Consider the following 14,233-nt stretch of genomic DNA (forward strand, 5'->3'; position numbering starts at 1 on the left):
CCAAACTGACACAACACCGCTGTGGCTCACACTGAGAAGGCTTGAGCCAGAGTCTTGGTCGCCTCCGCCCCCCTCACCACTGACGCCACCGCCCATTCTCAGCGGGGCAGCTACTGGATCACCACCTTCGGCTGCCAGATGAACAAGGCGGATTCCGAACGGATGGCCGGAATTCTGGAATCGATGGGCTATCGGGAGGCACCGGCCGAACTCGATGCCGATCTGGTGCTCTACAACACCTGCACGATCCGCGATAACGCCGAGCAGAAGGTTTACAGCTACCTCGGAAGACAAGCCCAGAGGAAGCGCAGCAATCCCAATCTCACCCTGGTGGTGGCGGGCTGTGTCGCCCAGCAAGAGGGCGAATCACTGCTCAGGCGGGTACCGGAGCTGGATCTGGTGATGGGTCCGCAGCACGCGAATCGACTCGAGACCCTGCTGCTTCAGGTGGACAGCGGCCAGCAGGTGGTCGCCACCGAGGACCATCACATCCTTGAAGACATCACCACCGCACGACGGGACAGCACCATCTGCGGCTGGGTGAACGTGATCTACGGCTGCAACGAACGCTGCACCTACTGCGTGGTGCCTTCGGTACGAGGCAAAGAACAATCGCGACTGCCCCAGGCGATCAAGCTGGAGATGGAGGGGCTCGCTGCCCAGGGCTACAAGGAGATCACCCTGCTGGGGCAAAACATCGATGCCTACGGCCGGGATCTGCCGGGCATCACCCCGGAAGGTCGCCGCCAGCACACCCTCACCGATCTGCTCCACCACGTCCACGACGTGGTGGGCCTTGAACGGATCCGTTTTGCCACCAGCCATCCGCGCTACTTCACCGAGCGACTGATCGATGCCTGTGCCGACCTGCCCAAGCTCTGCGAACACTTCCACATTCCCTTCCAGAGCGGCGACAACGACGTTCTGCAGGCCATGGCCAGGGGTTACACCGTGGAGCGCTACCGGCGCATCATTGACCGCATCCGTGAGCGCATGCCCGATGCCTCCCTCAGCGCTGATGTGATCGTCGCCTTCCCCGGCGAAACCGATGCTCAGTTCCGCCGCACCATGGATCTCATCAAGGAGATCGGGTTCGACCAGGTGAACACTGCGGCCTATTCCCCACGGCCCAACACCCCTGCCGCCGACTGGGACAACCAGCTCCCGGAAGAGGTGAAGGTGGAACGCCTGCGCGAAATCAATGCCTTGGTGGAAAACTGTGCCCGCGAACGCAATGCGCGCTACGCCGGACGCACCGAGGAGGTGCTTGCGGAAGGCATCAACCCCAAGGACCCGTCGCAACTCATGGGGCGAACCCGGACCAATCGCCTGACCTTCTTCAGTGCCACCGGACCGGATGGTCACGTCTATGGAGCCGGCGATCTCGTGCAAGTACGCATTGATGCCGTTCGCTCCTTTTCACTCAGCGGTAGCCCCCTGCCCCGCTGAGCTCAACGCTGATACCTTTGGCGCTCCCACTGCTCAGGGGTCGCAGCAGCCATGCCGTCCAGTCCCATCACGGTCGGGCTCGTCTTTGGAGGCCGCTCTGGAGAACACGACGTGTCAATCCGATCTGCGGCGACCGTCGTTCGCGGCCTGCGCAGCGAACGCAACACAGATCGCTACGTCGTCCAGGCGATTTATATCGACCGTGATGGGCGCTGGTGGGGAACGGATCTCGCCGAGACGACCCTGGCCTCCGAAATCGCTCCGGAGCTCACACCGCCGCTGCCTCCCTCAGGATTCCAAGGATTCCCGGAGGGTTGCGATGCGGTCGACATCTGGTATCCGGTCCTGCATGGTCCCAATGGAGAGGACGGCACCATTCAGGGGTTGTTCCAGCTGACCGGCAAACCCTTCGTGGGTGCCGGAGTTCTTGGCTCAGCAGTGAGCATGGACAAACAAGCGATGAAGTCTGCTTTCGCCAGCGCCGGGCTGTCTCAAGTGCCCTACGTGTCGCTGCTGGCTTCCGAACTCGAGGAGCCCAACAGCCGATCCGCTCTCCTGGATCGGATTGAAACAGAACTGAATTACCCCTGCTTCGTGAAGCCCGCCAATCTTGGTTCCTCTGTGGGCATCAGCAAGGTCCGTTCGCGCCAGGAGCTAGAGGCTGGCCTCAACCAGGCAGCAGCGCTCGACCCAAGGCTGGTGGTGGAGCAGGGCGTCAACGCCAGGGAAGTGGAATGCGCCGTGCTGGGGGGGCGCACGCTCGAGGCGTCGGTGGTCGGCGAGGTTCGTTTTGATGCGGACTGGTACGACTACGAAACGAAATACACCGCTGGGCGCAGCACCACGTTGATCCCAGCTCCCCTGCCCGATCAAGTGAGTGACCGCATCCGTGCTCAGTCCTTGCAGGCTTGCGCTGCCGTTGGCGTCAACGGGATGGGTCGGGTGGATTTCTTCTACGACGACAGCACCGATCAGCTCTGGATCAACGAAATCAACACCCTGCCCGGCTTCACGGCACAAAGCATGTTCCCCATGCTCTGGGCGGCCAGTGGCGTAACACTCGACCAGTTGGTTCACCAACTGATCCAAACAACAGGAGAATGAACGCAGCGTCCTTCTCCTGACCCATGAGCCACGGACTGCTCTGGTTTCCTCTACTGCTGGCCTTTGTGCTGCTGGCCTCGCTTGGATGGCTGGAACGGCGGCGCCAAAACCTGTTTCGTGCCTGGGCCGAAGGCTCGGAACTGGCCAAGCTCGACGGATGCGGTGGTGCCCGACTGAAAGACGGGGAACTGCACTGGAGCAGCTTTGAGGCTGGCAAGTTTCAGGATCAGGGCTCGTTTGATGTCTGCAGGCTCGAGCTTGTGGAACTGATGTCACTTGCCTCCGGTGATGCCCCCCTGACGGATGAATCCCAGGGGCGCTGTCGGCTGCGGCTCATCGGGAAGGACCTGCAGATGGATGTTCCCTTCTCCGACGCCGACCGCGCTCGCAGCTGGGGTGAGCAATTAATGGCCCGGGCCCGGTGCGACCTTTGAGCCGGGTCATCAGCAAACACAAAGCATCTGAACGGCCCATCTCAGCCCAGATGGCCCGTCGCAGGGAATTGCGCCGGCAACGTCGCCAGACTCTGTTGGTCCAGCTTTGGCGCCTCCTAGCCATGCTTTTTCTGAGTGGCGGGTTCACGTGGGTCCTGCTGCGCCATGGCTGGACCCTGTCTGGCCCTGAGGCGGTGATCCTGAAGGGTGGCGCTGCCCTTGAGACGGACCAAGTCGTCGAGGCGGCCAATCTGCGCTTTCCCCAACCCCTACTGGAGGTCAGTCCCAGGACGCTTGAACAAGAGCTGATTCGTTCCCTGCCGGTGCGCAGCGCTCAGGTGGAGCGAAAGATGCTTCCCGCTCGCCTCATCGTCAACCTGAAGCCACAGATCCCAGTCGCCCAGGCTGTGCGTCAGGGTCCCGCTGGGCGGGAACGAGGCTTGTTAGATGTCAAAGGGCAGTGGATGAGCCTGACTGACGCATCACCGCAGCCGCTCACAAAAATCTTGGTGCGCGGTTGGAACGAACAGCAACGCGGCTATGTCGCTGAGCTGCTGCAACAACGGGATCGCTTCGAAGGGACGCTGAAAACCATCGTGGTGCACCCCGACGGAGACATCAGCCTTGTCACAACGAGCCTGGGCAGGATTGATCTCGGAGGCGAACCAGCTCTGCTCAACACCCAGATCGAGACGATCATCCACCTCAACAACACGTTGCCTGAGCATCTACGCCAAGCCCGGAAAAGCAGTCTTGATCTCAGCGATCCCGACCGTCCGGAACTGCAGCTAGCGAATCCACCCGTCCCCCAGAACGCCAAGTCGCAACCCTGAGACCAGAGCTTTGAAAATCTGGAGACCACAACCTCAGCGCCTGGTTTGTGATTTGTTGAAGCCAGGACAGGGCTTCAGGGACATAATGCAACGCAAGCAACTGGTTCAGCCTCGACGATGGAGATGGTGAGCGGCTCAGGGTCCTACACGGCAGCTGGAATCCAGCCCAGCCAATCCGCCCGCATCGAGGTCATCGGCGTTGGTGGGGGCGGCAGCAATGCTGTCAACCGCATGATCCTTAGCGATCTTGAGGGTGTTGGCTATCGCGTTCTGAACACGGATGCCCAGGCTCTGATCCAATCCCAGGCCCAGCAACGCCTACAGCTCGGGCAAACTCTGACTCGAGGACTCGGCGCCGGGGGCAACCCCACCATCGGTCAGAAGGCAGCCGAAGAATCCCGCACTGATCTGCACGACGCACTGCAGGGAGCAGATCTGGTGTTCATCGCCGCAGGCATGGGCGGTGGGACCGGCACTGGAGCCGCACCTGTGGTGGCTGAGGTGGCCCGGGAAGTCGGGGCTCTCACCGTGGGCATCGTGACCAAGCCTTTCAGTTTCGAGGGCCGCCGTCGCATGCGACAGGCCGACGAAGGCATCACTCGATTGGCAGAGCACGTAGACACCCTGATCGTGATCCCCAATGACCGCCTGCGGGATGCCATTGGCGGAGCCCCCCTTCAAGAAGCATTCCGCAGTGCAGATGATGTCCTGCGCATGGGCGTCAAAGGCATCAGTGACATCATCACGTGTCCGGGCCTGGTGAACGTTGACTTCGCGGACGTTCGTTCGGTGATGACCGAAGCGGGTACAGCACTGCTGGGCATCGGTATCGGTTCTGGCCGGTCCAGAGCCGTGGAGGCAGCCCAAGCCGCGATCGCAAGTCCATTACTGGAAACGGAACGCATCGATGGGGCCAAAGGCTGTGTGATCAACATCAGCGGCGGCAAGGACATGACCCTGGAGGACATGACCACCGCTTCAGAGGTCATCTACGACGTCGTTGATCCGGAGGCGAACATCATCGTGGGCGCCGTGGTGGATGAAGCGCTCGAAGGAGAGATTCACGTCACGGTGATTGCCACAGGCTTCGAGAACAAGCAGCCCTACCGCAGCGAGCGCAGCCGCTCCATGCCTGGCATTGCGACCCGAGCTGAACCCGAAGAGAACGGCGCCAGAATCCCTGAATTCCTGCGTCGCCGTCAGCAGCAGAACAACAACTCCGATTGAAAGTCCTGAGGAATCTGACTCTCAATCAAGCTGTCTGAAAGTGGTGACCCGGAATCCACGCCTGCCCTGAGCATCCCGTGTGGCTGCTCCCTTCCGGTTCTGACCAGATTTGGGCGTCGGAGCCGCATGGGTCCGAGTCGGCAGAATGCTAGCAATGAGCCCCCAAGGGGTTCTTAAGCTGCATGCGTCCTTCTGATCTGAACCGCTTCAAGCAGAAGGGCCACCCCATCGCCGTGCTCACTGCATGGGACAGCCTCTCTGCGTCTCTCGCAGAAGCAGCCGGTGCCGATGTGGTGCTGATTGGCGATTCACTGGCCATGGTGGCGCTAGGCCATGCCACAACACTCCCTGTGAGCCTGGATCAGATGCTCCATCACACGCAGGCGGTGGCGCGGGGATTGACAGCCATGCCGGCCGATCAACCCCTGCTGGTCTGCGACCTCCCCTTTCTCAGCTACCAGTGCGGCGAAGACCGTGCCGTGGCGGCTGCAGGCCGACTCCTGAAGGAGTCCAGTGCTGCCGCAGTGAAGCTGGAGGGGGCGGAGCCTGAGGTCGTGACCGTGATCGACCGACTGGTGCGGATGGGCATTCCCGTGATGGGGCACCTTGGCCTCACCCCACAGGCCGTGCATCGTCTGGGCTATCGCCGTCAGGCCACGGATGCCATCAGCCAAGAGCGCCTGCTGGATCAGGCGCGAACTCTGGAACAGAAGGGCTGCTTCTCTCTGGTGCTGGAACATGTCCCGTCGGAGCTGGCGAGCAAGGTGCAACAAGCCCTGAGCATTCCCGTGATCGGCATCGGAGCCGGTGAGAGCTGCGATGGCCAGGTGCGCGTCACGGCAGACCTGCTGGGCCTAACAACAAAACAACCTCCGTTCAGTCCGGCCCTTGTGGATGGGCGCCAACTGTTCATTGAGGCGTTGAAGGGGTGGGTCAACCAGACCCGGAACCAAACTCCACCCATCACAGGAAACACCCATGACAATCAATAATTCCAATCAGAGCCTAAAAGCACTGCGCCACAACGGCTTCGACTCAACGGCTTCGACTGATGCGAAGCCTGGAGATGAGTGGCTAAGTGATTAAAAGAATCGATCCGGTTGCAAGTGAGCTACAAACGAGACATTCGTTCAGCTTCAGTACCTCTAGCCGGCTGTGGTGGTGCCGCACCGATGGTGAAATACAGGGCTGACGCCGTTGTGGACTAATTGATGCCAGCAAGAACGTCAGGGGTTTTCAGCCCAGGAAGGATCAGTCTGTGGGCTGATACTTCAGATGATCTCTTTACGGCCAGCCTTGATTTTCTGCCTGGCTGTAAGCAGGCCATAGACGAGCAACCCGAGAAGAGCGATGTTCATGCCAATGAAAAACATCATGTCCATGATCTTGTGGCAACTTGTTCCTTGATAGGCAGGACATGCAAGCCGGCCTATCCGTCAGAAGACTCATTTCAACCCCTGGATCGCCATTGACGGTTGAGGCATCCACCAGTCCCCCTGCTCAACATGAGCGCCGCCAACGATCAAGAAGTGCCGGCGACGGACGCGGAAGAAGAGGGCTGCAAGCTTGACGACGAGGTTGCTGGGATCCACGAACACCGAACCCCTTGGTACGCCCATACAAACAGCCACGACTCATGGGGCCGGCGGCAACGGTCATCCGTACCTCCGTTGCCTGCTCTCGATTTTTAAGATCCAAGGGTCTGACAGCTGAGCTGCAACCAGACAGTTGAACTATCTCTGGTTCTGAGGGGTTCCGGAGATTTTTTATTTGCTTCCCCATGGATCAAGCTGAAATCAACAATTGGATCTCCATCGCTGAGAGCATGGAAGCCAAGGGCGATACGGAGAGCTGGTTTTACCTTCGCGCTCGCGCAATTGCTGACGGGAAGGCGGATCCCATGCCCAATATTTCAGAGTTGATGGGTGATCCTTCTTGATCTGCCTGACCAGATGATGCACTGCAACGCCAGGCAAAAGATGTGCACTCGTCGAAATTTTTCTTTAGTGGAACCAACTCTCGTTGATCTCTACCTGATTACCTATCAGTGATAGGAGACTTTTATCGAGACCTGATTCGGCTGATTTAAGCGTTTGGGGAGACGCGGGCGAGGGAACCCGCGAACATTCAGCCTCCCAAGCGCTTGCAGTGGTGCTGGCGCCCAGCTCATCTTCACAGTCAACTTGAGGAGATTTGGCTAGTAATTAATGCCTAATTTGGTGCATTTGATACCCAGCGAAGGGTCGCCTGTCAGCGAAGATTGGTTCGAAGGCAGTGGTGCCTTCAATACGTCGTTTGGGGGTGGGCTGAGGGGCCTACCTCTTTTTTTATGAGCATGCTGCGTGAAGCAGCCATACAGACGTGTCTCGCCCAAGTCGCTGACACGAGTCGCTGACACGAGTCGCAACAGCAGCCGCTTGTTGATCAGATCAATGGATATGACTGACTTGTGGCCTTAGCAGTCCTCTCCGAAACCTCTTCCCACCACAGAATCACCTCAATCAGCACCTGATTGCTGACAGCCATTCCTTCGGGGTCGGTGAGGCACCAACGCCCTGCCCGCTGCTGCAGCCACCCACGCTCAACGAACGGCTGCCAGCGACGGACCAGTGCATCTGCATCAAAGCCATGCAGCGTCACCCCTTCCCGGCGCCGCAGTCCCACCAACAATTGGTCATCCAGTGGAAGACCAACCTCGGCGACGGTTTCCTCAGGACGGCTGTCGAGCCATGCCGCGTAGGCAGCCCGTGTGCGTGGTCGCGCCAAGCGCTCCCCCCAGGGCGCTGATGTCGCTCCCATTCCAAATCCCCACCAACCGGCACCGCTCCAATACACCCGGTTGTGACGTGAGGCATGGCCAGGCCGGGCATGGTTGGAAATCTCGTAACGGCTGAGGCCTGCAGCAGCCAGCCGATGCGTGGTTAGGTCCATTAGCGCAACGGCGAGGTCGTCATCCGGAAGTTTCAGCGCACCAAGCGTGCGTTGGCGATCAAACACGGTGCCCGGTTCCACCGAAAGGTCGTAGATCGAGAGATGGGGGGCCTGACTGGCAATGGCCTGATCCAACTGCTCCTCCCACGCGGCCATGGTCTGACCCGGCAGGTTCTGAATGAGGTCGAGACTCCAGGACTGGAGGACTCCGTCGCGCCGGGCCTGCACCAGCCAGTCGATCGACGCCTGAAGGTCGTGCTGCCGATGCCGCCGCCCCAGCTGTTCGAGCACCGAGTCGTCAAAGCTCTGCCCTCCCAAGCTGATGCGATTCACCCCAAGGGAGAGAACCGCAGACAGCTGCGCGCAGTTAAAGGTGGCCGGATCCATTTCCAGGGTGATTTCCGCACCGGGCTGAAGCCCGAACTTTTCCGCCAAGGCGTCGAGCAGTGCAGCGATCTGATCCGGACACAAGAGCGATGGCGTCCCGCCACCGATGTAGACCGTGGACAGGGGCGGACCGACTGGTGCAGCAGCGATTTCGCGATGCAGAAGGCTTAGGTACTCGCGGATGGAGCGACTGCCAGGCCCCTGGTCGGCACGGGCTTGATCCCCCAAGGGAACAACCGCGAAATCGCAGTAGTAACAGCGCCGGTGGCAGAAGGGAATGTGGAGATAAGCGCTGCGGGGAGGGATGGGATAGGGCATGCTTCTGGCATCCGGATTGAGCTGCCACGACCTGAACCCATGGTGGATCCGCTCATCCTTCTTCTGTTTGTGGTCTCCGGTGCAGCCGCCGGATGGATGGGAGTTCATCTGCTTCCAGACGGACTGGTCACCGAAACCACTGATGCCGAACGGCTCCGGCTGATTCTCAGCGGGTCGGGAGGCGGCATCGGAGTCATTGCCGGCTTGGTGTTTCAAAGGCTCCGAGTGCGCTTGATGCAGCAAGTGCGCACCATGCCCACCGATCTTTTGGTGAGCCGGGCTGTCGGCCTGATCCTCGGGCTGCTGGTCGCCAATCTGCTGCTGTTGCCCGTTCTACTGCTTCCGTTCTCCGGGGGAATTGCCCTGCTCAAACCGCTGCTGGCAGTGGTGAGCAATGTCTTTTTCGGGATTCTGGGAAGCAACCTGGCTGAGGTGCATGGCCGCACGCTGCTGCGCCTGTTCAATCCCGCCAGCACGGAAGCCCTGCTGGTGGCCGATGGGGTGCTCACCCCAGCCACGGCCAAGATCCTCGATACCAGCGTGATCATCGATGGTCGGATCCGCGGAATGCTTGCGTGCGGCTTGCTGGAAGGACAGGTGATCGTCGCTGAATCAGTCATCGATGAAATGCAGCAACTGTCGGATTCCACCAATGTTGAGAAGCGGGCCAAAGGCCGGCGTGGATTGAAGTTGCTGAAAGATCTACGGGAGACCTACGGGCGACGGCTTGTGATCAACAGCACCCGTTACGACGGGAAGGGAACGGACGACCGTCTGCTGCAGCTGGCCTCTGACACGGGCGGAACCCTGGTAACCGCGGACTTCAACCTGGCGCAGGTCGCCCAGGTGAAAGAACTGAAGGTGATGAATCTGAGTGAGCTGGTGATCGCGTTGCGGCCTGAGGTGCAACCCGGCGATGAACTCAAACTCAAGATCGTGCGTGAGGGCAAGGAGGAGAGCCAGGGCGTCGGCTATCTCGACGACGGAACGATGGTGGTGGTCAACGATGCAAAATCGCTGATCGGCCAACGCAAGCCTGTGGTGGTGACCGGTGCCCTGCAAACGCCAACGGGTCGGATGGTGTTCGCCCGTCTGGACTCCAAAGATGCAACAACCGACACCAAGACTTCAACCAAATCGAAAAGTCAGGGAAAACCGGCCAAAACCAGCCACCGCAAGCCCGCTGACCCCGGCTAGGCTCGCCTCACCGCGATGGTGGAGATGACAACTTCGGCCCCGTACTACGGCGACAGCGCCGTGATGCGCACACCACCTCCCGACCTTCCGTCCCTCCTACTCAAGGAGCGGATCGTGTACTTGGGCTTGCCCTTGTTCTCTGACGACGATGCCAAGCGTCAGATGGGAATCGATGTCACTGAGCTGATCATTGCTCAGCTGCTCTTTCTGGAATTCGACAACCCAGATAAGCCGATTTATTTCTACATCAACTCCACGGGAACCAGCTGGTACTCAGGAGAAGCGATTGGCTTTGAGACCGAAGCCTTCGCCATCTGCGACACCCTCCGCTACGTCAAACCCCCGGTGCACACCATCTGCATCGGTCAAGCCATGGGTACGGCAGCGGTGATCCTTTCAGCAGGAACAAAAGGCCAACGGGCTGCTCTGCCCCACTCCTCCATCGTTCTGCACCAGCCTCGCAGCGGTGCCCGCGGCCAAGCCACGGACATCCAGATCCGGGCCAAGGAAGTGCTGCACAACAAGCAGGCCATGCTTGAAATCCTTTCCACCAACACCGGAAGATCCGTGGAGGAGCTGAGTAAGGACTCCGACCGGATGAGCTACCTGACACCCCAACAAGCCGTCGAGTACGGACTCATCGACCGCGTGCTCAGCAGCCGCAAAGAACTGCCCGGCAATACCTCCGTCTGACCAGCTTCCTCTGACCAGCTGCGTCTGATCCGCCCCACTTGCTCTCACTTTTCAACGTCCTGAACCATGCCGATCGGTACTCCCAGCGTTCCTTACCGCCTCCCAGGCAGCCAGATGGAGCGCTGGGTCGACATCTACACCCGTCTTGGGGTGGAGCGGATCCTCTTCCTTGGCTCTGAAGTCAATGACGGCATCGCCAACAGCCTGGTGGCCCAGATGCTTTACCTCGACTCAGAAGACAGCAGCAAGCCGATTTACCTGTACATCAACTCCCCCGGTGGCTCTGTCACGGCTGGTCTGGCGATCTACGACACCATCCAGTACGTCAAAAGCGAGGTGGTCACCATCTGCGTGGGCCTCGCCGCATCCATGGGTGCCTTCCTCCTAGCAGCCGGAACGAAAGGCAAACGTGTTGCCTTGCCCCACAGCAGGATCATGATTCACCAGCCCCTCGGCGGCACCAGCCGGCGCCAGGCCAGTGACATCGAAATCGAGGCACGAGAGATCCTGCGCATGAAGGAGATGCTCAACCAATCCTTGGCCGACATGAGTGGGCAGAGTTTCGAAAAAATCGAAAAAGATACCGACAGGGACTACTTCCTCAGTGCAGAGGAGGCCAAGGAGTACGGGCTTATCGACCGGGTGATTTCACATCCCAACGAAGCCTGAACGGAACGGGGCAGGCCGCTGCGTAAGCTCGTCCACTGCACTGTTGCGCAAGCCCGCCCCGGATGGCCCAGCTTTTCTACGACTCCGACGCCGATCTCGGTCTGCTGAATGGCAAGACCGTGGCCATCATTGGTTATGGCTCCCAGGGTCATGCCCACGCCCTGAACTTGAAGGATTCAGGGGTCGATGTGGTTGTGGGCCTGTATGACGGCAGCCGATCAGCAGAGAAAGCCAAGGCCGATGGGCTTGAGGTTTTGAGCGTGGCCGATGCCTCTGCCAAGGCCGACTGGATCATGGTCTTGCTGCCTGACGAGTTCCAGAAGGACGTCTACGAGAAGGAAATCGCACCCCACCTCACTTCAGGCAAGGTGCTCAGCTTCGCTCACGGCTTCAACATCCGCTTCGAGCTGATCAAACCCCCTGCCGATGTGGACGTGGTGATGATCGCCCCGAAGGGCCCTGGCCACACCGTGCGCTGGGAATATCAGAACGGTCAGGGCGTTCCTGCCCTGTTCGCGATCGAACAAGACGCATCCGGTAACGCACGGGGCCTGGCCATGGCCTACGCCAAAGGCATCGGCGGCACCCGTGCCGGCATCCTGGAAACCAACTTCAAGGAAGAGACCGAAACAGATTTGTTCGGTGAGCAGGCTGTGCTCTGCGGCGGTCTGTCCGAACTGGTCAAGGCAGGCTTCGAAACCCTTGTGGAAGCTGGATACCAGCCCGAACTGGCTTACTTCGAGTGCATGCACGAGGTGAAGCTGATCGTGGATCTGATGGTGAAGGGAGGACTGACCTCCATGCGCGATTCGATCTCCAACACCGCGGAATACGGCGACTACGTCAGCGGCCCCCGGCTGATCACCGCCGACACCAAAGCCGAGATGAAGCGCGTTCTGGCTGACATCCAGGACGGCACCTTCGCGAAGAACTTCGTTGCCGAGTGCGAAGCAGGCAAGCCGGAAATGAAGAAAGTTCGCGACCGCGACTCTCAACATCCGATCGAGAAGGTGGGCAAGGGACTGCGCTCGATGTTCAGCTGGTTGAAGGACGCCTGATTCAGCGCGAAACCTAAACGCCCGGTGGAATCCTCCATCACTCACCAGACACCCCGCTCTGCTGCCCTTGGGGCGCTGAGCGGGGCTTTTTGTTGGATCCTGGGACCTCACCGCCAATGACTTCAGGAGAGATGGGAAGCCTGCTGATCATTGGAGCAGCACTGCTCGATCAGCTGATCGGTGACCCGATCCGAATCCTCCATCCCGTAGTGGTGATGGGGTGGTGGATCCGGCAGCTGCGGTGCAGGGTCGAGCAATGGGCCGGTGACCATCCCACGAAGCTGCGCTGCGGAGGTGGCCTGATCAGCCTGATCCTGGTGCTCGGAAGCGCCATAGCCGGTTGGTGCCTTGAGCGACTGTTGTGGCTGCCATCTCCGTGGCAGTGGCTGGGAGTTGCGATCCTGACCGTGGGCTTAGCCAGTGCCCTGGCGGCCCGCAGCCTGACCGACAGCGTTTTGGCGGTGCTGGAAGCGCTCCCGGCAAGGGACGAAGGCGACCTCGAGACGGCACGCCGGAAGCTGAGCTGGATTGTTGGACGAGACGTACAGAGCTTGGATCAAGCTGGACTGCTCAGAGCTGCTGCCGAGACAGCCTCAGAAAATGCTGTAGATGGCGTTTTCGCACCCTTGTTCTGGATGGGCATCGGTGCGTTGCTCTGGATGGTCATGCCCGCAGGCCCTGGCCCACTCGCTCTGGCCTGGGCCTTCAAGGCCAGCAGCACGCTCGATTCCATGCTCGGCTATCGCACAGGTCGCCTGCGTTGGCTGGGGACGGCTGGCGCACGCCTGGATGATCTGCTTACGTGGCTGCCCTGCCGTCTAGTGATGCTGACGCTGCCTTTGGTCTGCCCGCCATGGTCACGCTGGGCGCAACGGGTGCAGGCCGCAGAACGGGATGGGGCCACAGATCCGTCGCCCAATGCAGGTCGCTCAGAAGCGATCTACGCCCACTGCATCGGGATCCAACTCGGTGGTGAGAACCGTTACGGAGACCGTGTTGTGCAGAAACCGGTTCTGGGAGCTGATCAACCGACAGCCAGCCTTGGGCTTGTCAGACGTGTTCTGAACGCATCACGTCGATTGGAACTCCTCTGGATCAGTGCTCTTCTGATGATTCAACTGGCCATCATCCACTGAAGACCAATCAGTAGGCGCCACGGTCCATCGGCAGAAGCAACACACCAAAGGTGCGCAGAATGATCGCGAAATCCAGGCTGAACGAGCGGCCACGGGCGTAGGCCAGATCGAGCTTGACGCGTTTCTTGTAACTCAGGTTATTCCGACCACTCACTTGCCAGAGGCCAGTCAGGCCTGGGCGCACAGAGGCAACTTCATCCATATAAGGGCCGTAACGAACAAGCTCCTTATCGACGATCGGGCGTGGGCCCACCACGCTCATCTCGCCGCGGAGAACATTCAAAAACTGCGGCAGCTCATCAAGACTCGAACGGCGGAGGAAACGACCCAGCGGAGTGATCCTGGGATCACGCTTGAGCTTGAAATCACGCTCGAATTCAGCCCGCAGCGATGGGTCAGCCTCCAGGACACGGGACAGGACAACATCTGCGTCGGCACGCATGGTGCGGAACTTGATGCAGCCGAACCGTTGGTAACCCCGGCCCACCCGACGCTGGGTGTAAAAAATCGGCCCCGGTGAACTGAGCTTGACCAAGCCAGCCAGGAGAAGTAGCACCGGTGAACCAAGGCCGAGAACGGTCAGGGAAAAGGCGATGTCGCCAGTTCGCTTGAACACCCTGCCCCATCGGTTCTGATGGCGAATCAGAGCGAGAGCCGGCAACTCCGACGGGGGGGCTGAGATCAGCGCAAGGTGGGGCTTGTACTTGCCACGGCGGGCAGCACGACCAGCGGTCTGAAGCAAGGATGGCCGAGAGGCCGAGGTCAAAGGCTCAACCTGGGACTCAGCACACTCAACG

Annotated in this window: 15 protein-coding genes and 1 other RNA gene; 12 read left to right on the plus strand and 4 right to left on the minus strand. The window is 60.0% G+C overall.

Annotated features, from left to right (window positions below):
• Window positions 1-54: 54 nt before the first annotated feature.
• The 5 genes from miaB (at window position 55) to ftsZ (ending at window position 5,047) form a co-directional block, all read left to right on the plus strand.
• Window positions 55-1,449 (plus strand): tRNA (N6-isopentenyl adenosine(37)-C2)-methylthiotransferase MiaB, encoded by a 1,395-nt coding sequence (gene miaB / locus FZZ92_RS07285; RefSeq protein WP_226397866.1) that lies wholly within the window; start codon window positions 55-57, stop codon window positions 1,447-1,449.
• A gap of 51 nt (window positions 1,450-1,500) precedes the next feature.
• Window positions 1,501-2,553 carry a D-alanine--D-alanine ligase family protein gene (locus tag FZZ92_RS07290; RefSeq protein ID WP_226422914.1) on the plus strand — a complete coding sequence of 351 codons (1,053 nt, stop codon included), beginning with the start codon at window positions 1,501-1,503 and terminating at the stop codon, window positions 2,551-2,553.
• A 23-nt stretch (window positions 2,554-2,576) separates the two neighbouring features.
• A complete protein-coding gene (locus FZZ92_RS07295) occupies window positions 2,577-2,987 on the plus strand; it encodes a hypothetical protein (RefSeq protein ID WP_226397868.1) in 411 nt (136 codons plus the stop codon).
• A gap of 50 nt (window positions 2,988-3,037) precedes the next feature.
• Window positions 3,038-3,820 carry a cell division protein FtsQ/DivIB gene (locus FZZ92_RS07300; protein ID WP_226397869.1) on the plus strand — a complete coding sequence of 261 codons (783 nt, stop codon included), beginning with the start codon at window positions 3,038-3,040 and terminating at the stop codon, window positions 3,818-3,820.
• A 117-nt stretch (window positions 3,821-3,937) separates the two neighbouring features.
• Entirely contained in the window at window positions 3,938-5,047 is a 1,110-nt protein-coding gene (gene ftsZ, locus FZZ92_RS07305; RefSeq protein WP_226397870.1) for a cell division protein FtsZ, read from the plus strand.
• 42 nt (window positions 5,048-5,089) lie between these two features.
• Here ftsZ and ffs read toward each other — a convergent pair.
• Window positions 5,090-5,186: signal recognition particle sRNA small type (gene ffs, locus FZZ92_RS07310), an RNA gene on the minus strand.
• 43 nt (window positions 5,187-5,229) lie between these two features.
• Here ffs and panB point away from each other — a divergent pair.
• Entirely contained in the window at window positions 5,230-6,039 is an 810-nt protein-coding gene (panB, locus tag FZZ92_RS07315) for a 3-methyl-2-oxobutanoate hydroxymethyltransferase (protein ID WP_226422915.1), read from the plus strand.
• A gap of 453 nt (window positions 6,040-6,492) precedes the next feature.
• On the opposite strand, the gene FZZ92_RS07320 is transcribed toward panB, so the two are convergent.
• Window positions 6,493-6,678: a hypothetical protein gene (locus FZZ92_RS07320; RefSeq protein WP_136987734.1), complete on the minus strand. Its 186-nt coding sequence runs from the start codon at window positions 6,676-6,678 to the stop codon at window positions 6,493-6,495.
• 149 nt (window positions 6,679-6,827) lie between these two features.
• Between FZZ92_RS07320 and FZZ92_RS07325 the strand changes: the two genes are divergently transcribed.
• Window positions 6,828-6,986, plus strand: a complete 159-nt coding sequence (locus tag FZZ92_RS07325; RefSeq protein WP_226397873.1) for a hypothetical protein — start codon at window positions 6,828-6,830, stop codon at window positions 6,984-6,986.
• Window positions 6,987-7,471: 485 nt separating this feature from the next.
• Here FZZ92_RS07325 and hemW read toward each other — a convergent pair whose 3' ends face one another.
• A complete protein-coding gene (gene hemW / locus FZZ92_RS07330) occupies window positions 7,472-8,683 on the minus strand; it encodes a radical SAM family heme chaperone HemW (protein WP_226397874.1) in 1,212 nt (403 codons plus the stop codon).
• Window positions 8,684-8,722: 39 nt separating this feature from the next.
• On the opposite strand from hemW, the gene FZZ92_RS07335 reads away from it, so the two are divergent.
• The 5 genes from FZZ92_RS07335 to cbiB all read left to right on the plus strand — a co-directional run bounded on the left by FZZ92_RS07335 (window position 8,723) and on the right by cbiB (window position 13,436).
• On the plus strand, window positions 8,723-9,880 hold the full coding sequence (locus tag FZZ92_RS07335; protein ID WP_115023779.1) for a PIN/TRAM domain-containing protein: 1,158 nt from the start codon (window positions 8,723-8,725) through the stop codon (window positions 9,878-9,880).
• A 24-nt stretch (window positions 9,881-9,904) separates the two neighbouring features.
• Entirely contained in the window at window positions 9,905-10,573 is a 669-nt protein-coding gene (locus FZZ92_RS07340) for an ATP-dependent Clp protease proteolytic subunit (RefSeq protein WP_226397875.1), read from the plus strand.
• A 66-nt stretch (window positions 10,574-10,639) separates the two neighbouring features.
• Window positions 10,640-11,242, plus strand: a complete 603-nt coding sequence (locus FZZ92_RS07345; RefSeq protein ID WP_115023781.1) for an ATP-dependent Clp protease proteolytic subunit — start codon at window positions 10,640-10,642, stop codon at window positions 11,240-11,242.
• Between the two features lie 62 nt (window positions 11,243-11,304).
• Window positions 11,305-12,300, plus strand: a complete 996-nt coding sequence (gene ilvC, locus FZZ92_RS07350) for a ketol-acid reductoisomerase (protein ID WP_226397876.1) — start codon at window positions 11,305-11,307, stop codon at window positions 12,298-12,300.
• 116 nt (window positions 12,301-12,416) lie between these two features.
• On the plus strand, window positions 12,417-13,436 hold the full coding sequence (cbiB, locus tag FZZ92_RS07355; protein WP_226422916.1) for an adenosylcobinamide-phosphate synthase CbiB: 1,020 nt from the start codon (window positions 12,417-12,419) through the stop codon (window positions 13,434-13,436).
• Window positions 13,437-13,443: 7 nt separating this feature from the next.
• On the opposite strand, the gene FZZ92_RS07360 is transcribed toward cbiB, so the two are convergent.
• Window positions 13,444-14,202, minus strand: coding sequence for a sugar transferase (locus FZZ92_RS07360; RefSeq protein ID WP_226397878.1), 759 nt, complete (start codon window positions 14,200-14,202; stop codon window positions 13,444-13,446).
• Window positions 14,203-14,233 lie beyond the last annotated feature (31 nt).

Source organism: Synechococcus sp. MU1611 (genome assembly GCF_020514255.1).
In the GTDB taxonomy this organism is placed as follows: Bacteria; Cyanobacteriota; Cyanobacteriia; order PCC-6307; family Cyanobiaceae; genus Parasynechococcus.